General features: G+C 44.6%; 13 protein-coding genes. 11 read left to right on the top strand and 2 right to left on the bottom strand.

Features of this window, described 5'->3' with window-relative positions:
* Positions 1-30 precede the first annotated feature (30 nt).
* The 3 genes from fadE (at position 31) to E0Z06_RS04410 (ending at position 6,388) form a co-directional block, all read left to right on the top strand.
* A complete protein-coding gene (gene fadE / locus E0Z06_RS04420) occupies positions 31-2,508 on the top strand; it encodes an acyl-CoA dehydrogenase FadE (RefSeq protein WP_132582261.1) in 2,478 nt (825 codons plus the stop codon).
* 236 nt (positions 2,509-2,744) lie between these two features.
* A complete protein-coding gene (locus tag E0Z06_RS04415) occupies positions 2,745-4,466 on the top strand; it encodes an ABC transporter ATP-binding protein/permease (RefSeq protein ID WP_243695596.1) in 1,722 nt (573 codons plus the stop codon).
* An 83-nt stretch (positions 4,467-4,549) separates the two neighbouring features.
* Positions 4,550-6,388, top strand: a complete 1,839-nt coding sequence (locus tag E0Z06_RS04410) for a M2 family metallopeptidase (protein WP_132582257.1) — start codon at positions 4,550-4,552, stop codon at positions 6,386-6,388.
* A 357-nt stretch (positions 6,389-6,745) separates the two neighbouring features.
* On the opposite strand, the gene E0Z06_RS04405 is transcribed toward E0Z06_RS04410, so the two are convergent.
* Positions 6,746-7,639, bottom strand: coding sequence for an MBL fold metallo-hydrolase (locus E0Z06_RS04405; protein ID WP_132582255.1), 894 nt, complete (start codon positions 7,637-7,639; stop codon positions 6,746-6,748).
* A gap of 114 nt (positions 7,640-7,753) precedes the next feature.
* On the opposite strand from E0Z06_RS04405, the gene E0Z06_RS04400 reads away from it, so the two are divergent.
* The 5 genes from E0Z06_RS04400 (at position 7,754) to E0Z06_RS04380 (ending at position 14,590) form a co-directional block, all read left to right on the top strand.
* Positions 7,754-8,509: a sulfite exporter TauE/SafE family protein gene (locus tag E0Z06_RS04400; protein ID WP_132582253.1), complete on the top strand. Its 756-nt coding sequence runs from the start codon at positions 7,754-7,756 to the stop codon at positions 8,507-8,509.
* 50 nt (positions 8,510-8,559) lie between these two features.
* Positions 8,560-8,961 (top strand): rhodanese-like domain-containing protein, encoded by a 402-nt coding sequence (locus tag E0Z06_RS04395; protein ID WP_132582251.1) that lies wholly within the window; start codon positions 8,560-8,562, stop codon positions 8,959-8,961.
* 143 nt (positions 8,962-9,104) lie between these two features.
* The gene (locus E0Z06_RS04390) at positions 9,105-10,316 is read left to right on the top strand and encodes a methyl-accepting chemotaxis protein (RefSeq protein WP_132582249.1); all 1,212 of its coding nucleotides are present in this window, start codon (positions 9,105-9,107) and stop codon (positions 10,314-10,316) included.
* Positions 10,317-10,454: 138 nt separating this feature from the next.
* Positions 10,455-11,531, top strand: coding sequence for an efflux RND transporter periplasmic adaptor subunit (locus E0Z06_RS04385; protein ID WP_132582247.1), 1,077 nt, complete (start codon positions 10,455-10,457; stop codon positions 11,529-11,531).
* A complete protein-coding gene (locus E0Z06_RS04380) occupies positions 11,528-14,590 on the top strand; it encodes an efflux RND transporter permease subunit (protein ID WP_132582245.1) in 3,063 nt (1,020 codons plus the stop codon). The genes E0Z06_RS04385 and E0Z06_RS04380 overlap by 4 nt, the downstream gene beginning before the upstream one ends.
* A gap of 20 nt (positions 14,591-14,610) precedes the next feature.
* On the opposite strand, the gene E0Z06_RS04375 is transcribed toward E0Z06_RS04380, so the two are convergent.
* Positions 14,611-16,617, bottom strand: a complete 2,007-nt coding sequence (locus E0Z06_RS04375) for an LTA synthase family protein (protein ID WP_243695560.1) — start codon at positions 16,615-16,617, stop codon at positions 14,611-14,613.
* 128 nt (positions 16,618-16,745) lie between these two features.
* Here E0Z06_RS04375 and E0Z06_RS04370 point away from each other — a divergent pair, with 128 nt between their 5' ends.
* Genes E0Z06_RS04370 through E0Z06_RS04360 form a run of 3 tightly spaced genes read left to right on the top strand, consistent with a single transcriptional unit; the run spans position 16,746 to position 19,502 of the window.
* Positions 16,746-17,450 carry a phosphatase PAP2 family protein gene (locus tag E0Z06_RS04370; RefSeq protein WP_132582243.1) on the top strand — a complete coding sequence of 235 codons (705 nt, stop codon included), beginning with the start codon at positions 16,746-16,748 and terminating at the stop codon, positions 17,448-17,450.
* A gap of 5 nt (positions 17,451-17,455) precedes the next feature.
* Entirely contained in the window at positions 17,456-18,124 is a 669-nt protein-coding gene (locus E0Z06_RS04365) for a response regulator transcription factor (protein ID WP_132582241.1), read from the top strand.
* Complete coding sequence (locus E0Z06_RS04360; protein WP_132582239.1) at positions 18,114-19,502, top strand: ATP-binding protein; 1,389 nt, start codon at positions 18,114-18,116, stop codon at positions 19,500-19,502. The genes E0Z06_RS04365 and E0Z06_RS04360 overlap by 11 nt, the downstream gene beginning before the upstream one ends.
* Position 19,503 lies beyond the last annotated feature (1 nt).

Below are 19,503 nucleotides of genomic sequence, written 5' to 3'. Positions count from 1 at the left end.
CAGTGGTCTGACCTCTAATTGGAGCAATAAATGGAAATACTAATATTCTGGATCGTGCTTATAAGCACCTTAGCGGTATTGGCTTATAGCCGTGCCAGCCTAACTATGTTTACGGCAGCAGTTACTGTTGTCTTAGCTATTGCCACAGCACTGCATATTGTCGGCACGTTAAGCTGGATAATATTCTTAATAGTGGCATTACCGCTCAATATCGCCTCAGTGCGCCAGCAGTATTTAACTAAACCGTTATTAAAGCTGTATCGCAAAATTATGCCAGAAATGTCTACTACCGAAAAAGAAGCAATTGATGCAGGTACCACTTGGTGGGAAGCTGATTTATTTCGCGGCAATCCGGATTGGCATAAATTACATAACATTCCTGCACCACGCTTAAGCACTGAGGAACAAGCCTTCCTTGATGGCCCAGTTGAAGAGCTGCTAGCTATGGTTGATGACTGGCATATTACTCATGAGCGTGCCGATTTAACACCAGAAGTGTATCAATACTTAAAAGATCACGGCTTCTTTGCCATGATCATTAAAAAGCAATATGGCGGTTTAGAATTTTCCGCTTATGCCCAGTCTTGTGTATTACAAAAGTTAACCAGCAAAAGCATGGTGTTATCAAGCATCGTTGGCGTACCTAACTCGTTAGGCCCAGGTGAGCTATTACAACACTATGGTACTGACGAACAAAAAGCGCATTATCTGCCTCGCTTAGCCAAAGGTATAGAAGTGCCCTGCTTTGCCCTAACCAGCCCAGAAGCAGGTTCAGATGCGGGGGCTATTCCCGATACCGGTATTATTTGTAAAGGTGAGTGGGAAGGCCAAGAAGTTATTGGTATGCGCCTAACCTGGGACAAGCGTTATATCACCTTAGCACCTATTGCCACCGTATTAGGTTTGGCGTTTAAACTGTACGATCCTGAAGGCCTAATTGGCGATAACAAAGACTTAGGCATTACCTGTGCGCTGATCCCTGTAACCACGCCAGGGGTTAAAATTGGCCGTCGCCATTTCCCGCTAAACGTGCCATTTCAAAACGGTCCTACTCAGGGTAAAGATATCTTTGTCCCACTAGATTACATTATTGGTGGTGTAAGTATGGCTGGCCAAGGCTGGCGTATGCTAGTTGAGTGTTTATCAGTTGGTCGTGCTATTACATTACCGTCAAACAGTACCGGCGGCATTAAAGCTGTCGCTATGGCAACGGGTGCTTATGCACGTATTCGCCGCCAATTCAGATTACCGATCGGTAAAATGGAAGGCGTAGAAGAAGCCATGGCTCGCGTAGGTGGTTATGCTTATATGGCTGATGCGTCTACGACTATGTCGGTTGGTGCTATCGACCTAGGCGAAAAACCATCGGTTATTTCTGCCATTACTAAATACCATATGACTGAACGCATGCGCCAAGCCATTACTGATGCCATGGATATTCATGGTGGTAAGGGTATTTGTATGGGGCCAAATAACTATTTAGCCCGCGGTTATCAGGGTGCGCCAGTAGCCATTACGGTAGAAGGTGCCAATATTTTAACCCGTAATATGATTATTTATGGTCAAGGTGCTATTCGTTGTCATCCTTATGTACTGGCAGAACTACAAGCCGCACAAATAGACGACGAGCGCGCAGCCGTAACCGCGTTTGATAAAGCGCTATTTGGCCATATTGGTTTTGCTATTAGTAATTTCTTCCGTACTTTCTGGTTATCGTTAACTGGCGGTATCTTTAGTAACGCGCCCTACAACGATGCTACAGCAAAGTACTACCGTCAAATGAACCGCTTTAGTGCATCTCTTGCGCTAATGTCTGATGTTGCCATGGGCACTCTAGGTGGTGATTTAAAACGCCGTGAACGTATATCAGCACGTTTAGGCGATATTTTAAGTATGCTGTATTTAACCTCAGCCATCCTGAAACGCTATAACGATGAAGGTCGTAAAGTGGATGATTTACCACTAGTACAGTGGGGCTGTGAAGACAATATGGCCAAAGCTCAGTTAGCAATGGACGAGTTATTTAATAACTTCCCGAACCGCATTGTAGGGGTTGTCTTAAAGCGCATCGTGTTTCCGTGGGGCCGCACCTTACGTAAAGCGTCGGATATTACCGAGCACAAAGTTGCCCGTATTATGCAAACACCCAGTGATTCACGTTCGCGCTTAGGTCACTATCTGTATCTAAAAAACGAGCCATTAAATCAGTTAGGCATGATGGAGCAAGCGTTAAAAGATATTCTTCTTGCTGAACCCATCTTTGACAAAGTAAGCCATGCTGCCAAAAAGCGCCTACCGTTTTATCGCTTAAACGAAGTAGCCGATTTAGGCTTAGAGTTAAAGGTAATTACCGAAGCGGAAGCTAACCAGCTGCGTATAGCAGAAAAAGGTCGGTTATTTGCCATTAACGTTGATGACTTTGACTCTGAGTATATTGCTGCCGATAAAACCCTGCCGCAACAAGGCCCAGGTGCATTAGCCAAAGATAAAAAAGAGCACGCCGCTTAATTAGGCGCTCTAGCTAAACTTAGAAAAAACGCCGGTTTAATCGCCGGCGTTTTTATTTCTAACGTAGTAATAAGTATTTATGCAGAGTTTAAGTTGCAGGTTAGCGCTGATACAGCGTACCTTTGCAGCTAAGCTTTGTTAACAAGGAAAATGTCATGCGCGGCATGCGCTCTGCGGCAAAACAACCTGAACCAACTAAAACACATGATGCCACTAACTTAAAACAAACACTGGCAATGTTATGGCCGTATTTATGGCAATTTAAATACCGGGTGCTACTAGCACTGTTAGCATTAATCGCTGCCAAGGCCGCCACACTATTAATGCCACTGGCACTTAAATACATTATTGATGCGCTTGATGGCAACCGGCACCAACTACTTATGGTACCTGTTGTGCTATTGCTGTTATACGGCGGTTTGCGCTTTGCAGGGGTATTTTTAGGTGAAGTACGTGACGCCTTATTTGGCCGAGTTACCGAGCATGCCATGCGCCAACTTGGCTTGCGGGTGTTTCAACATCTACATAGCTTAGAATTAGCTTTTCATTTAGACCGACAAACCGGTGGCATTAGCCGTGATATTGAACGCGGCACTAATGGCCTTAGTTTTTTAATGCGCTTTTTAATGTTTAATATCGTGCCAACACTCTTTGAAATAGCCGCGGTTACTATTATTTTTGCTACCCTGTTTTCGCCGTTATATTCGCTAATTACCCTAATAGCGGTATCGATTTATATCTTTTTCACCGTGGTTATTACTGAGTGGCGTAATAAATATACCCGCGAGGCTAATCAAGCCGACAACACCACCAACAGCCGCGCTATTGACAGCTTGTTAAACTATGAAACAGTAAAATATTTTAATAATGAGCGCTATGAAGCGCAAACCTATGACAGCTTTTTAGCCAAATGGGAGCAAGCACGGCTGAAAAACCGCTTAAGTTTGCTGGCGTTAAACTCTGGCCAAGCCTTCATTATTGCTGGTGCTATTACATTATTAATGTGGTTAGCGTCTACTGAGGTAGTCAATAAGCAACTGACACTGGGCGATCTGGTAATGGTAAATGCGTATATGATCCAGCTATTTTTACCGTTAAACTTTCTTGGCTTTGTCTATCGTGAGATTCGCCGTGCACTAACCGATTTAGAAAATATGCTTGGCTTATTCAAACGCAAACCGTTAATTAGCGACACCGCTGACGCTCAACTATTACAGCTTACACAAGGCGAAATTAGTTTTAACCAAGTAAGTTTTAATTACCAACAACAGCGACCAATTCTGCAACAGCTAAGTTTCACTATACCCGCCGGCAGTAAGGTGGCGATAGTTGGCGCCAGCGGTGCCGGTAAAAGCACTATAGCTAGGTTGTTATACCGGTTTTATAATCTCAATAGCGGTAACATAACCATAGATGGCCAAGACATCAGTCAAGTCACGCTAGACAGTCTGCGCCGCTCTATTGCCATAGTACCGCAAGATACCGTGCTATTTAATAGCAGTATTCGCGACAATATTCGTTATGGCCGCCCCGATGCCAGTGAGGCTGACATTGATCACGCCATTAGCCTTGCTTATCTAACTGATTTTATTACTAGTTTGCCTCAAGGCGATGCTACTTTAGTTGGCGAGCGAGGTTTAAAAGTGTCGGGAGGCGAAAAACAACGCATAGCTATTGCCCGCGCCATACTCAAACGCTCGCCAATACTCATATTTGATGAAGCGACGTCGGCGTTAGACTCTACCTCTGAGCAAGCTATATTAAAAGCCATGCGCGAAGTGGCACGAAATCACACCAGCCTTGTTATTGCTCATCGATTATCTACGATTACCGATGCTGATAATATTATTGTGTTAAAGCATGGCCAGCTTGCCGAGCAAGGTAGTCACGACAGCTTGCTCGCTGCCGGCGGCGAATACGCTCGGATGTGGCAATTGCAGCAAAAACAACAAAACTAACGCGCCCTTGCGCTGGCATTATTTGCTAGCGCCTGTTTATACTGGGCGTGCTTAAAATCATAACAACAGGCAAAGGTTATTTTATGAAGACATTTAAAATCTCGGCTACCGCGTTTCTGGTTGGCTCAGCCCTGCTACTTAGCGCTTGTGGCCCAGAACAACAAGCAAACACGCAGGTACAGGCCGAGCAAACAGCCCTAACCGAAGCGAATGCAGTCGATTTCCTTGCTCAAACAGAAAAAAAGCTAGAGCAACTGGGTTTAGAAGCTAATCGTGCTGAATGGATTTACGCTAACTTTATTACCGAAGATACTGCGTCATTAGCTGCAGATGTTAACGAAAAGCTGACCATCGAAATGGTAAACCTAGCGACAGCAGCAGCTAAGTTTGATCAGGTTAAATTATCAGACGTAAATCGTCGTAAGCTGGATAAACTTAAACTGGCCCTTACTTTACCAGCACCACAAGATGCCGCCAAAACTGCCGAAATGGCGAAAATCGTCGCCGAGCTAGGTGGCATTTATGGCAAAGGCAAATACTGCAAAGCTGATGGTAACTGTTTATCGCTAGGTGACATGTCAACCATCATGGCTAGCAGCCGCAACTACGATGAGCAACTAGAAATGTGGCAAGCATGGCGTGAAGTGAGCAAGCCAATGCGCCCACTGTATCAACGTTTAATTGAGCTAACCAACGAAGGTGCTAAAGAACTAGGCTATGCCGATACCGGCGCTATGTGGCGGTCAAAATATGATATGCCGGCGGACGATTTTGCCAAAGAGCTTGACCGAGTATGGGGTCAAGTAAAGCCGCTGTATGAAGCATTGCACTGTCATGTACGCAGTAAATTAGCCGAGCAATATGGTGCCGACAAAGTGCCGCAAGACAAGCCGATTCCAGCACATTTATTAGGCAATATGTGGGCGCAAAGCTGGGGTAACATCTATGACTTGGTTGCACCTAAAGACGCGGATCCAGGCTATGACGTTACCGAATTACTAGCAAAACATAACTACGATGAAATAAAAATGGTTAAAGGTGCCGAAGGTTTCTTTACCTCATTAGGTTTTGACCCGCTACCGGAGAGCTTTTATCAGCGTTCGTTATTTGTTAAACCACGTGATCGTGACGTAGAGTGCCACGCCTCAGCTTGGGATCTGGACGCGAAAGACGATTTACGTATTAAAATGTGTATTCAACGCACCGGTGAAGACTTCTCTGTTATACACCACGAACTTGGTCACAATTTTTATCAACGTGCCTATAAAGATCAGTCGGTCTATTTTCAAGAAAGCGCTAATGATGGTTTCCATGAAGCTATCGGCGATACCATCGCATTGTCAGTAACACCCGGTTATTTAAAGCAAATTGGCTTATTAGACAAAGTGCCAGATGAGTCGAAAGATCTGGGGTTACTAATGAAAATGGCGCTAGACAAAATTGCCTTTGTGCCCTTTGGTTTAATGGTAGATCAATGGCGCTGGCAAGTATTTAACGGCGAAATTACACCGGATCACTATAACGAAGCTTGGTGGCAGCTACGCGAAAAATACCAAGGTATATCAGCACCAGTGGCTCGTACTGAAGCTGACTTTGACCCAGGTGCTAAATACCACGTACCAGGTAATGTGCCCTATACCCGTTATTTCTTAGCCCATATCTTACAGTTTCAGTTTCATAAGGCACTGTGTGATATTGCCGGTAACGAAGGTGCGGTGCATCGCTGCTCAATTTACAACAGCAAAGCAGCCGGCGCTAAGTTAAATGAAATGCTAGAAATGGGTTCAAGCGAAAGCTGGCAACAAGCGCTGCAAGTGGTTACCGGCAAACCAGAAATGGATGCTTCCACTATGTTAGATTATTTTGCGCCGTTACAAGCTTATTTAGACCAGCAGAATAAAGGCAAACAATGCGGTTGGTAACGTGTTTGTGCCGTATTTAATATTCGCTTACATTTTGCTGCTGGGTAAAAACGATACTCAGCGCTAAGATTGAGCTACATCAAAACAACACAGCGTTTATTGAAGTATATTGCTTGGTATGCGCTAAGATGTTTTTTTGCCGGCCGGTCAGAAACCCCAACCTTCTGACTGGCCTTTTTTATTATTAAATACCTAGGCCACGGCTTAATGCTGATCATTTATGCGAGAACGGCTTTGCTCTAAGCCAACCGTTGAAGGCATGGATGCCTGAAACGAGCCCCCATGGATGGGTTTACGGCGTGTTGGTGTGAGCAAACCGGTTCGTTGATATTACTGACTGACCAGCATAGGCCACGGCTAGGCTTTAATCGTAAGCGGAACTTTGATATAGCTAACGCCGTTAGCTTCGGCTTTTGGCAGCTGCCCCGCACGAATATTAACTTGTACTGCAGGGTAAATTAATCGTGGTACGGAAAGTGTTTTGTCTCGGGTTTCACGCTTTTGCACAAATTCTTGCTCTGCTGTATCAGCTCTAACGTGAATATTCTCTGCTTTTTGCTCAGCTACGCTAGTGCGATAACGTAATTCACGACCACCAGGTTGGTAGTCATGACACATATAAATAGTGGTAGTATCTGGCAACTGGTAAATACGCTGAATCGATTTAAATAATACGTGGGCATCGCCACCTGGGAAATCGCAACGCGCTGTACCAGAATCCGGCATAAATAATGAGTCTCCAACAAACAAATGACCGGCAATTAAATAGCTAACACTGTCATTGGTATGGCCTGGCGTATTCAGCACTTTTGCGGTGATGCTGCCTACTTTAAAGGTCTCATTGTCGGCAAATAACTTATCAAAGTAGTCCCCCTTTGCTAACAGCTCATCGTCGCCTAAATTAAAAACCAGCTTAAAGGTTTGCTGCACCTGTTTAATTCCTTCGCCAATACAGATTGGCGCACCGGTTTTTTGTTTTAAATAATGCGCAGCAGACAGATGATCGGCATGGGCGTGCGTTTCTAAAATTAAATCTATACTCAGTTGTTGTTTTGCTACATAAGCCAATAGGGTATCAGCTTGTTTAGTGGCTACAGTACCCGCTGCGGCATCATAATCTAACACAGGGTCAATAATCACCGCACGCTTGGTGCTGATGTCGGCAACAACATAACTAAAGGTTGAGCTCTCTTTGTCAAAAAACATTTCAACCTGAACAGTATTTTCAGTATCTGCCTGATCAGCAACCATAAAAGCCTCGTAAATTAGAACTTACTAAATTTCAATTGCAGCATAGCGAAAAGCAGTCTAAGATGCAATTTCGCTATAAGCATATTTCGTTTTGTTATATAAGGTAAATGTACCATGCTAGCTTTACTTGGCGCAATTGTCATTGGTTTAAGCCTTGGCTTATTCGGCTCTGGCGGTTCTATCCTTACCGTACCGGTATTATTATATTTATTACATATGCCTCCGCAGTTGGCTATAGCCTCGTCGTTGCTTATTGTCGCTGGCATTAGTTTATTTGGTTCAGTACGTAATGGCTTACAGGGTTTAATCAGTTGGCGCCATGTTTTATGGTTTGGTATTCCTGGTATGCTTGGCACCTATGGTGGCGCTTGGCTTGGCACATTAGTAGATACGCGTTGGCAGTTATTGGTGTTTTCGCTACTGATGTTAGTTGCTGCGGCAATGATGTGGCGCAACAGCAGTAAAAATATAGCGAATAGCGAAACCAAAACCTTTAAACCCGCTAAAATTGTGTTCGACGGCTTAGTGGTCGGTGTTATTACTGGCTTTGTTGGTGTGGGTGGCGGCTTTTTAATTGTACCCGCGTTGGTTTTAATGGGCGGCCTAAGCATGCCAGTGGGTATTGCGACCAGTTTAGTTATTATTGCCATGAAGTCTTTTGTTGGCTTTGGCAAATATTTTATGGTGATGAGCGAGCAAGGCATCAGCTTTGACTGGCAAACTATTGGTTTAATGATTATCGCCGGTATTGTCGGCAGCTTTATTGGTGCGGCCGTAGGTAAAAAACTACCTAAACAGCGGTTACAAAAAGCTTTTGCAGTATTTTTAGTCATTATGGCCGCGATAGTTATTTATCAGTCGGTTTTATAATTCTCAATTATACAATACGCCATTTTGTTATAGCTAAACAGGAGCAACAAATGAAAACAGCACAACAGTTAGTAGCTGAAGCCAAAACAGCGATTAAAGAAGTAAGTATTCAAGACTTGGCCAATGCATTACAAAAAGATGCTGAAGCCATATTAATTGATGTGCGCGAGCCAGCTGAATACCTGCAACAGCATATTATTGGTGCGGTAAACTACCCGCGTGGTGTGCTAGAAATGAATATTCATAACCACCCCAAAGTGGCCGCTAGCGGTTGCGAACCACAAATGGCATTAACGCAATTAGCCAGTAACCCGATGTATATTATTTGCCGCTCTGGCGCGCGCTCAACTTTAGCGACAGAATCGCTACAACGTATGGGCTTTAGCCAAGTCTACTCAGTAGTTGGCGGCATGCAGGCGTGGCTAGATGCAGGTTTAGCGGTAAAACAATAATTTAAGCGCGAAGAATGGATACTCGGCTATTTAATTTGCAGTTGTGGCAGATCAATATCCGTTAACATAACAAGGTCGCAGCGTGTTTGCGGCTATGTTATGCTCAAATTCTTATATTATTATTTGGCAGGATTTGCGAATTTATGGCTGGTTTTACGTCTCTTTACCTGTTTATTGAACGCACCTTCTTTGGCAGCTTAAACCGAAAAATAATTGGCAATATTAGTTTTTTAGCCATGTTTTTTTTGCTTGCGCTCTATCTTGCCTACCCTGTAAGCGGCGCAACTACGCAATGGTGGTTGCTGTTAATCCTTGGTATTGGCGCTTTTGTCTTTACCATTGGTTACATGCATTACTTATTTGTGCGTCCGGTAAAAGCATTGGTATCAGCACTACAGGATACTAACCGTAAAGGCACAGACTTACAGCATCGGCTACCCGCCTTTACCTTTGACGAATTTCGCACCTTGTCAGAAGAATATAACCAGTTTGTTTCACAACTGGGTGTACTACTTGGCGATATTCATCAACAAGCACATGAAACCCATCAGGTTAATGAACAAGTATCGGTGGCGGTAAAAAGTACCCGTAGTCATTTACAAGATACCGAGCAGCGCAGTGGCCAAATTCGTGGCGAAAGCGATCGAGTTTTACAGTATTTAGCCAATATAGTGCAACATGGCGACCAAGTAGGTCAGGTATCTAATTTAGCAGTAGATAAAGCCAGCGCAGCGAGCGGCCAAATGCAGCAAGTAACACGTCAGCTTTCTGGTATTGTTAAACTGCTCGATAGCTTTGGTGCGACGATAAACGGCTTGCACAAAAACTCTGAAAACGTACGACAAATACTGGTGATGGTAGAAACGTTTTCTGATCAAACTAACCTATTAGCCCTTAATGCGGCAATTGAAGCGGCCCGAGCTGGTGATGCTGGCCGCGGTTTTGCCGTAGTAGCTGACGAAGTACGTACGCTGGCCGCCAAAGTAAATGATGCCACTAAGCAAATCTCTGGCTTTTTAAACGAAATGGAACAATTAGTTGGCGAAACACGTAATGAATCGCACAGTTTAAACCAGCAGGCACAACAGGCGCAGCAACAAATAGACAGCACCAGTGCGGAGTTTAGTCAGCTACGTGATGAGTTACAGCAAGCGAAAAGTGGTATTCAAAGTATTAACCAAACGGTTAATGAATTAGAACAACATTACCAGCAAACCCATCAGCACTTGTCAGCCATCGAACAAGTGACCAGCGATGCCTATAAGCAAATGTCAGCGATAGATAATGCCGCTAAAGATTTACTTACCGGCACAGCGCATACCCAACAGCAACTGGGCCGTTTCGCCAGACACTAAAACTATGGCTAATATCAGCGTCAGTGCCTGATATTGGCCATATTTACTTACAGTTATCAGGTTGCTGATCCGCACCACTACCAGTATATTTCATACTGTTTATTCTCGTATTCGTGTGTCACCGCCAAGGATTATCTGATGTTAAAAAAGCTATCTCTTTCACCGGTTATTATTGCTGTGATATTAAGCTTTGTGCTGCTGCTTTGGCTCTTTAGCGGCGATAACTACGGCGCAAAAAATGAGGCGCCCGAAGCGCAGAAACTGCCGCAACAGCAGTTAGCTCTGGTTGAAACGCGGTGGTCAGATGCTCAGCCTTATCAAGCAACACAGGTAGCACAGGGGCAAATATTACCTTGGCGCAGTGTCAGTATTAAATCGCAGCAAGCAGGCACAGTAGAGGCAGTATTAAAACAACAAGGCGATGCCGTAAAACAAGGCGACAAATTACTGCAATTATCGAATGAAGGCCGCAGCGCGCTGCTAGCACAAGCCAAAGCAAACTTAACCCTACGTAATAGCGAATTAGACAGCGCGAAAGCCTTAGGTAAAGCAAAATTTTTATCGGCAACCGAACTAACTCGACTGCAAAGCGAGCAAGCCAAAGCCCAAGCCGAGCTTATTACTGCTGAACTTGCCATTAGTCAGCGCGCACCCGAAGCCCCCTTTAACGGCATTGTTGACCGCAGACATATTGAAGTAGGCGATTTGGTGCAAGTGGGCAGCGAATTAATGCAGCTAGTGCAAATTGATCAGCTAAAAGTAACAGCACAAATTGCGCAGCAAGACATCGCCGCGCTGTCAGTAGGACAAAACGTAACCCTACGTTTGCTCGACGGTAGAACATTGAATGGCACCCTTAGTTTTATTAGCTATGCCGCTGATAACGCCACCCGCAGCTTTTATATTGAAGTAACGGTTAATAACCCAGAGCTACTGCGCATTGCTGGTGTTAGCGTCACAGTAGAAGTCCAGCTTGGCGACATAGCAGCGCATCGAATATCTCCGGCGTTACTCAGTTTAAATGCCAGTGGTCAGTTAGGTATTTCTGCGGTTGATGAGCAGCAACAGGTAAAATTTTATTCAGTGACATTACTAAGTGCAGATAACGATGGTGCTTGGGTTAGCGGCCTGCCACAACGGGTACAAATTATTACCCAAGGTGCCGGTTTTGTGCAGCCTGGCAGCACGGTGCGGGTTGCTGGAGCCAAACCATGAACAGCATTATTCAAGCGGCCATTCAACGCAGCCGTGCCAGCATAATGCTCCTGATCTTTCTGTTTATCGCTGGTATTAGCGCCTATCAATCTATCCCTAAAGAAGCTAACCCCGACGTCGCTATTCCCATGATGTATGTCTCCATGTCATTAGATGGCATTAGCCCAGAAGATGGCGAGCGGTTATTAGTGCGGCCAATGGAGCACGAATTACGCTCGTTAGAAGGCATAAAAAAAATGACGTCAACGTCAAGCGAAGGCCACGCCTCGGTTATGCTTGAATTTGATGCTGGCTTTAATGCCGATAAAGCGCTCGCCGATGTGCGGGTAAAGGTAGATGCTGCACGGGCAAAGCTGCCAAGTGAGGCGGAAGAGCCAACTGTAAACGAAATTAACGTCGGCTTATTTCCGGTGTTATCGGTGGGCTTATCAGGGCCAATCTCTGAGCAACAATTGGTATTTATTGCTCGGCAATTGCAGGAAAATATTGAAGCCATACCTGAAGTATTAGAAGTAGACATTGGCGGTGACCGCGAAGACTTACTTGAAATTGTCGTCGACCCGCAAGCCTTAGAAGGCTACGGCCTTGATTACCAGCAATTATTTCGTTTGGTATCAAATAATAACCGTTTAGTGGCTGCCGGCAGCTTAGATAACGGCGCTGGACGAATGGCAATGAAAGTGCCTGGCGTTATTGAAAATTTAGATGACGTACTGTCAATGCCTATTAAAGTAGACGGCGATACCGTTATTACCTTTGCCGATGTTGCAACCATTAGCCGCAGCTTTAAAGACCCCCAGGGCTTTGCCCGCATTAATGGCCAGCCCGCCGTGGTGTTAGAAGTCAAAAAACGCAGTGGCGCCAATATTATTTCCACTATCGAACAAACTAAAGCCCTCATTGAGCAAGCCAGCAGCCTGTTTCCCAGCGGCATGCAAGTTGACTACATTATGGACCAGTCTAAAGAAGTAAAAAACATGCTGTCAGATTTACTAAACAACGTGTTAACTGCAGTAGTACTGGTACTCATTTTAATTATCGCCAGCATGGGGGTGCGTTCAGCGGTGTTGGTCGGTATTACTATTCCAGGTGCGTTCTTTGCCGGTATTTTAATGATTGCTGCGCTGGGCTACACCATGAATATTATCGTATTATTTGCGCTAATTTTAGTTGCAGGCATGCTAGTTGACGGCGCTATTGTCGTAAGTGAACTGGCTGACCGTAATTTAGCTGAAGGGCAAAAACCGAAACAAGCGTGGGCTAATGCAGCTAGCCGTATGGCTTGGCCCATTATTGCCTCAACCGCCACCACCGTAGTGGTATTTATGCCGTTGTTATTCTGGCCGGGTGTCGTCGGTCAGTTTATGAAGTACTTACCAGCTACCGTTATTTTGTGCTTAATTGCCTCGCTATTTATGGCTCTTATTTTTCTACCAGTGATGGGCGGCTTAAGTAAGGCGCAACCACCACAACATCAAGTAGAGCAGAGTCGAGCAGGTAAAGCGTATCGCGGCTTATTAAGCCGTTTGCTACGCCGTCCTGGGCTTACCTTTACCGGTTTACTGGTAGCGATGGCATTAATTTTTGTTGCCTATGGTAAATATAACTATGGCGTAGAGTTCTTCCCTTCAGTAGAGCCAGAATCAGCCCAAGTATGGGTGCGCGCCCGCGGTGATATGTCTATTTATGAAAAAGACGCCCTGCTAAAAAAAGTAGAGCAGCGTCTGCTGGGTTTATCTGAAGTAAAAGCACTCTACGCTCGCTCATTAGCCAGTAGCAGTGGCGGCGAACTGGCCGCTGACGTGGTTGGCACATTACAGTTTCAGTTTATTGACTGGCACGAACGGCGAAAAGCGGCGCAGATCCTAAATGAAATGCGCACTCTTACCGCCGACATTCCGGGCGTAATACTCGAGTTTCGCCAGCAACAAGAAGGGCCATCGGGAGGCAAACCGATTGAGCTACAAGTTAGCAGCTTAGACCCTGCGGCTACCGAACAGGTTGTTAGTGAGCTCACCAGTAAGATGGCGCAATTAGGCGGCTTTGTTGATATTGAAGACGACCGCAGCTTACCCGGCATTGAATGGCGATTAGAGGTTGACCGCGCCGCTGCAGCCCGTTTTGGTGCCGATGTGTTAAGCGTGGGTAATGCAGTACAAATGGTGAGTAACGGCTTATTGCTGGCAAAATTTCGCCCTGAATATGCCAGAGACGAAGTGGATATTCGGGTACGTTTTCCCCAAAGCTGGCGCTCACTCGATCAACTTGGCCGTTTAACTATTCAAACACCGCGTGGCTTAGTACCGCTAAGTAATTTTGTTACCTTAGTCCCAGCACCAAAAACCAGTGTGGTTAAACGTATCGATGGTAATCGTGCCGTAACCATCAAAGCGGATTTAGCACCGGGTGCACAAGTTACTGAGCGCTTAAAAGCCTTACTAGCCAGTGATATGAAGGTGCCCGATAATGTGCATATAAAAACAGCTGGCGAAAGTGCCGATCAGCAAGAATCTATGGTGTTTCTACTTGGCGCTTTTGCCACTGCTATTTTTATGATGTTGATGATTTTATTAGTGCAGTTTAATAGCTGGTATCAAACAATATTAATTTTATCAGCCATTGTTTTCTCTACTGCCGGCGTGTTACTGGGCTTACTGATTAATGGCCAAAGCTTCGGTATTGTTATGGTGGGTATGGGCATTATTGGCCTAGCCGGTATAGTGGTAAATAATAATATTGTGCTTATTGATACCTATAACCAGCTGCGTGGCACCGGCTTATCTGCGGTGAATGCCGCGCTTGAAACCGGCTGCCTGCGTTTACGCCCAGTATTACTAACTTCGATTACCACGGTGCTAGGTTTACTGCCAATGGTGTTAGCAGTAAACGTTAACCTATTAGAGCCAAGCCTTGGCTTTGGTGCACCGTCTACCCAGTGGTGGACACAGCTATCCAGCGCTATTGCCGGAGGCTTAACCTTTGCTACTGTATTAACGCTGTTTTTAACGCCATGCATGCTAGTGCTAGGTGAAAAGCTACTAAAGCGCGGTGTTAACTAAGTAACAACTTACCCCTAAGGCTAGTTAGCCGTAGGGGTATTTTCCGCAATAACGATACTTTCTTTTTTATTAACAAGTGGCTTAGCACTGCGATATAGCTGCTGCCGGTATAAAAACGACGGCAGTAATACTTGAGCTAAGGTTTTGTTATGCTGCGCGTCACTAACCGGCTGAGCAGTAGCCGTTAAGCGCTTTGTTATTGGGTCATAACTCGCTGCAATTGGCGTTTTTTCTGGGCGCAGTATGGTTAAGTTGTTTTCTTCCATCAGCGCAAAGTACTGATCAAACTGCAACAATGCGCGCCCGGGGCTTGTATCGTCTTTGCTAAAGTCACGACCAATTAGGGGTGTTTCTGCTGATATACCCAAAAGTGAAAGTAATGTTGGCGCCAAATCAATTTGGCTGGCAACTGGCGTTATACGTTTAGGCGTAATACCCGCACCTAAAATTAAACCTGGAATATGAAACTTTTCTACCGGCACTAAATTACTGCCGTACACGCGATTATCATGGTCTGCAACAATCAAAAACACCGTATCTTGCCAGTAAGCGGATTGTTTCGCCTGTGCAATAAACTTCCCCATCGCATAATCGGCATATTTAACCGCGTTATTAACGGTATCTTTGGGTTGCTCGTATAGGCTAATACGGCCATCAGGAAACTCAAAGGGTTCATGATTTGACGAGCTAAACACTAAACTGAAAAATACTTGGCCTTGCTGGTGCATTTTTGTAAAGTGTTGATGCGCGGCGCGAAATAAATCTTCATCACTGGCGCCCCAACTACCAACAAATACTGGGTTATCAATTTTTTGCTGGTCAATAACTTCAGCAAAGCCATTACCGGTAAAAAATGAACGCATATTATCAAAATGAGCTTCGCCACCATAAACAAAGCTAGTCTGGTAGCCCTGCTCTGATAATGTCGAGGCTAAGGTATAAAAGTTCTGCTGCGCTAACGATAATTTCACCACACTTTGCGCTGGGGTTGGCATAAAGCCACTAATTACCGCCTCAATGCCACGCACCGAACGTGTGCCGGTAGCGTACAAGTTTTCAAACCACCACCCCTCCGATTTTAACTGTTCAAGCTCTGGCGTTACTGGTACACCACCTAACGACTTAACAAAGGTAGCACCTAAACTTTCCTCTAAAATAATCACCAAATTTAGCGGTCGCGTTGCCGCTGTACTTGCCTGACGAAAATGCGAGGTAGGATGCTGACGATCAAACTCTGCTTGCTTTAGCCATGGCCAGTCTAGCGCTAACGTTAGCATTTGTTTTTGCTCTAGCTTGCCGTATATTTCACTAGCGCTAGCTTCATGCTTTAAGCTGTATATGGCATAGAGTACTGAGTAAGGCGAACTGATCACCAACGAATTAACCAGTGCATCACCGGTAACGGCAAATAAAGCTGGATTGGCAGGTCGGTGCTCGGTACTTGAACGCACCATGGCAAACACCACAAACACCACTAATGGCCAACTAAGCCATAAGGTTTTGTTGTTATAAGGTGCGACACTACGTTTAGCGTTAAGTAATACTTTATTTGCCAGCCAAAGTAATAGTGCAGTAACGGCAATGCCTGCCAACAACATAGTTCTAAAACCATGCCATAAGGTGCTAAATACTTCTTTAGGGTATTTTAAATATTCAATATATAAGCGGTTGGGGCGAATATCGTATTGCAGAATAAATTGCGGCGTAGATATTTCGATAAAAATTACCGTCAATAAACCGAGCAAGGCCCAAATATGACAAAAGCTACGCCAGCTAACAAAGCTTGCGGCTCTGCCCCAAACTGGCGCTAACAGCACCGGTATAACTAACCACAAGCCCACTAGAATAAGGTCGGCTCGCACACCTTGTAGCAACAGTGGCCATATTGCGCCGGTTGCACTAACTCGGTCAAACTGCCAAATAAACAAGCCAACTCGACTAAAAGTTAACAGTAATACCATCAGTAACAGCATGATAAACAACTGATAATAGGGGCCCAACACACGCGTTAATATTGTTTTAGTCACAGTAATAAATACTTCAGTATAGTTTTTTTTAATATACTAAAAACTTTTACTTAAGCCCATCTTAAGATTACTGATTTACACTATTTTAATACTGTGCACACATAATAACTGCCTGAGTTTATACCATTATGGTAATTCGATCTTTTATCACTGACCGCAAGGTACTGTTAATTTTGTTGCTATATATTTTAGCCTTGTTGCTACTAGATAGTGGCGGTGGCGATATTTGGTTAGCTAACAAACTTTACATCTTGCAAGGGCAGCACTGGGCATTGCAACATCACTGGTTAACCGAAAATGTATTGCATAGAGGTGCGCGTAAACTTAACTATATATTTTGTGCGGTGGTGCTGCTATTAACGCTGTACCACCTTATCAATCGCGTGCCGAGTAATACAAAAACCGTACGTAGTTATATCGCACTAAGCTTGTCGCTTATCGGCTCATTCGCTTTAGTCGCTTATCTAAAAGCCATTACCAATATTGCTTGTCCGTGGGATTTGGCACTGTTCGGTGGCACCGAACCCTATATCCACTTATTTCAGCACCGCCCGAATTATCTTTCATACCAGCAGTGCTTTCCGGCTGGCCATGCCAGTGTAGGCTATGCTTGGGTTGCGTTATTTTTCTTTTTTCAACAACAACTACCGCGTTGGCGCTATTTAGGTTTAGCTGTAGGCTTAGTGTTCGGCTTAATATTAGGTATAGCTCAGCAGTTACGCGGCGCGCATTTTTTATCACACGACATCACTACGTTTATCCTGTGTTTGCTTTGCGCTAAGCTGTGCTTTAAGCTAGTTTGCAGTACACCCAGTGCGGTAATAGGCAAATAACACTAATGCGAATTTTATTGGTTGAAGATGATATAGCCTTAGCCAAGGGCATGATAACCAGTTTAAAGCATATGGGTTATCAACCGGAACATTGTGTCAATGGTAAACAAGCATTGCTGGCCCTTGCAGACAGTAACTTTTCGTTGCTAATTTTAGACTTAGGCTTGCCAGATGGCTTTGCAATAGACGTATTAAAAACGCTGCGCAAAGCTGGACATACTTTGCCAGTATTGGTGCTAACTGCGCAAGACGAAGTAGAAACTAAACTAGCCGCGTTTAACAATGGCGCTGATGACTACGTAGTAAAGCCGGTTGATGTGTTAGAGCTAGAGGCACGAATTAGAGTATTAAGCCGCCGTAACGCGGTGCGCCGAGATGATTTATTAACTGTCGCGGATGTCAGTTTAGACCTTGGCAATTTACAATGTTTACACCGCGGCCAGCATGTTATGTTAACCCGGCGCGAATGTATGTTACTAAAAGATTTTATGCTGCAACCAGACCGAATATTATCTCGCAGGCAGTTAGAAGAGCTATGCCATGGCTGGGATGGTGAAACTGAAAGTAATGCTATAGAAGTGCATATTCATAGTTTGCGCAAAAAGTTAGACCCGCAACTAATAAAAACCATCCGAGGTGTAGGTTACATGCTTAATAGTCATTATGCAGATTAATAGTATTAAAGTTTGGCTAATTATTGTTATTAATCTAATTATGATTAGTAGTCTTAGCTTCACCGCGTTGGTGTCCTATAACGACGCTATGCATGAACTGGATGAAATTTATGATGCTCAGCTAGCGCGCAACGCAAGATTAGTCAGCACCATGTTAACTGCAATGCCTGAGTTTTCAACTGACACGCCACTGATTATTACCGTACCCGAATTTACCGATACCGGTGAGAACCTAACCTCAGCGCAAGAGCGGCGTCAAACCGGCCATAAATATGAACGTAAAATTGCGTTTCAAGTATGGCAAGCTGACCGGCTTATTATGGCATCAGAAAACGTATCGCAGTTTCCCGAACCGCAAACGGAGCAAGGCTACCACGAACTGGTTGAGCAAGGCGTTCATTGGATTAGCTTTAGTTTGTTACAGCAACCCGATTTATGGGTATTTACCGCTCAACGTGAAGATGTGCGCCAAGAAATGAGCGAACATATTGCATTGGCGCAAATTAGACCAATATTGGTGATGATTCTGCCGCTGAGCGTTCTTATCTATCTTGTGGTTAAGCTTATACTTTATCCGTTAAATCGCTTACAACAAAGCGTAGCCGAAAAGCACGCCGAAAAGCTTACTGAAATTACATTAAAGCAGCCGGTAGAACTGCAACCGATCCAACACGCTATCAACCAACTTATCGCACGCGTTAAACACTACATACAACAGGAAAAACATTTTGTTGCTGACGCCGCACACGAGCTAAGAACGCCGCTAAGCATCTTGCAGCTACACGCACAAAATTTGCAAAACGCGGCAACACCTGAGCAGATCACTGAAGCAGCTAGCGCTATTGTCGATGGTAGCAAACGCATGACTCATCTAGTACACCAATTATTAACACTTAGCCGATTAGAACGGATACAAGACATTCATCGCGCGACCACACCACTAATAACATTAGTGCAAGATGCGTTATCACAAATGCGGCTACCGTTACTGGAAAAAGTAAGTTGGCATATTGATATTAAACCCGAGTTAGTCATTAGCGGCGACACCATACTGCTGCAATCGGCACTGCGTAATCTATTTGATAATGCGAGCAAATATTCTGAACACAACGCCAGCGTAGCAATATCAGCAAACATAGCGCTAGCCAACATTTTAGCTATTACCGTAAAAAACCCCTGCTCAGTAGCACCTGATTTACAGAACATGGGCAATCGTTTTTTCCGCCACCAAAGCCATCAACATATCGATGGTTCAGGCCTTGGGCTATCTATTGTAAAACGTATTGTGGAGTTGCATGGTGGCAGTATAGCCTTTGATACTTCACACCAGAGCGAAGTCAGTATTATGCTGCGTCTGCCTATTACGCTCTGTAGTTAGT

Source organism: Rheinheimera sp. D18 (assembly GCF_004345025.1).
GTDB classification, from domain to species: Bacteria; Pseudomonadota; Gammaproteobacteria; order Enterobacterales; family Alteromonadaceae; genus Alishewanella; species Alishewanella metallidurans.
Note: the sequence above shows the minus strand (reverse complement) of the source record. Positions and strands in the feature narration are given on the sequence as shown.

Excerpts from the sequence above, each read along its gene's own strand:
- fadE (WP_132582261.1), top strand. The coding sequence starts at position 31 with ATGGAAATACTAATATTCTGGATCGTGCTTATAAGCACCTTAGCGGTA.
- E0Z06_RS04415 (WP_243695596.1), top strand. The coding sequence starts at position 2,745 with ATGTTATGGCCGTATTTATGGCAATTTAAATACCGGGTGCTACTAGCA.
- E0Z06_RS04410 (WP_132582257.1), top strand. The coding sequence starts at position 4,550 with ATGAAGACATTTAAAATCTCGGCTACCGCGTTTCTGGTTGGCTCAGCC.
- E0Z06_RS04405 (WP_132582255.1), bottom strand. The coding sequence starts at position 7,639 with ATGGTTGCTGATCAGGCAGATACTGAAAATACTGTTCAGGTTGAAATG.
- E0Z06_RS04400 (WP_132582253.1), top strand. The coding sequence starts at position 7,754 with ATGCTAGCTTTACTTGGCGCAATTGTCATTGGTTTAAGCCTTGGCTTA.
- E0Z06_RS04395 (WP_132582251.1), top strand. The coding sequence starts at position 8,560 with ATGAAAACAGCACAACAGTTAGTAGCTGAAGCCAAAACAGCGATTAAA.
- E0Z06_RS04390 (WP_132582249.1), top strand. The coding sequence starts at position 9,105 with ATGGCTGGTTTTACGTCTCTTTACCTGTTTATTGAACGCACCTTCTTT.
- E0Z06_RS04385 (WP_132582247.1), top strand. The coding sequence starts at position 10,455 with ATGTTAAAAAAGCTATCTCTTTCACCGGTTATTATTGCTGTGATATTA.
- E0Z06_RS04380 (WP_132582245.1), top strand. The coding sequence starts at position 11,528 with ATGAACAGCATTATTCAAGCGGCCATTCAACGCAGCCGTGCCAGCATA.
- E0Z06_RS04370 (WP_132582243.1), top strand. The coding sequence starts at position 16,746 with ATGGTAATTCGATCTTTTATCACTGACCGCAAGGTACTGTTAATTTTG.
- E0Z06_RS04365 (WP_132582241.1), top strand. The coding sequence starts at position 17,456 with ATGCGAATTTTATTGGTTGAAGATGATATAGCCTTAGCCAAGGGCATG.
- E0Z06_RS04360 (WP_132582239.1), top strand. The coding sequence starts at position 18,114 with ATGCAGATTAATAGTATTAAAGTTTGGCTAATTATTGTTATTAATCTA.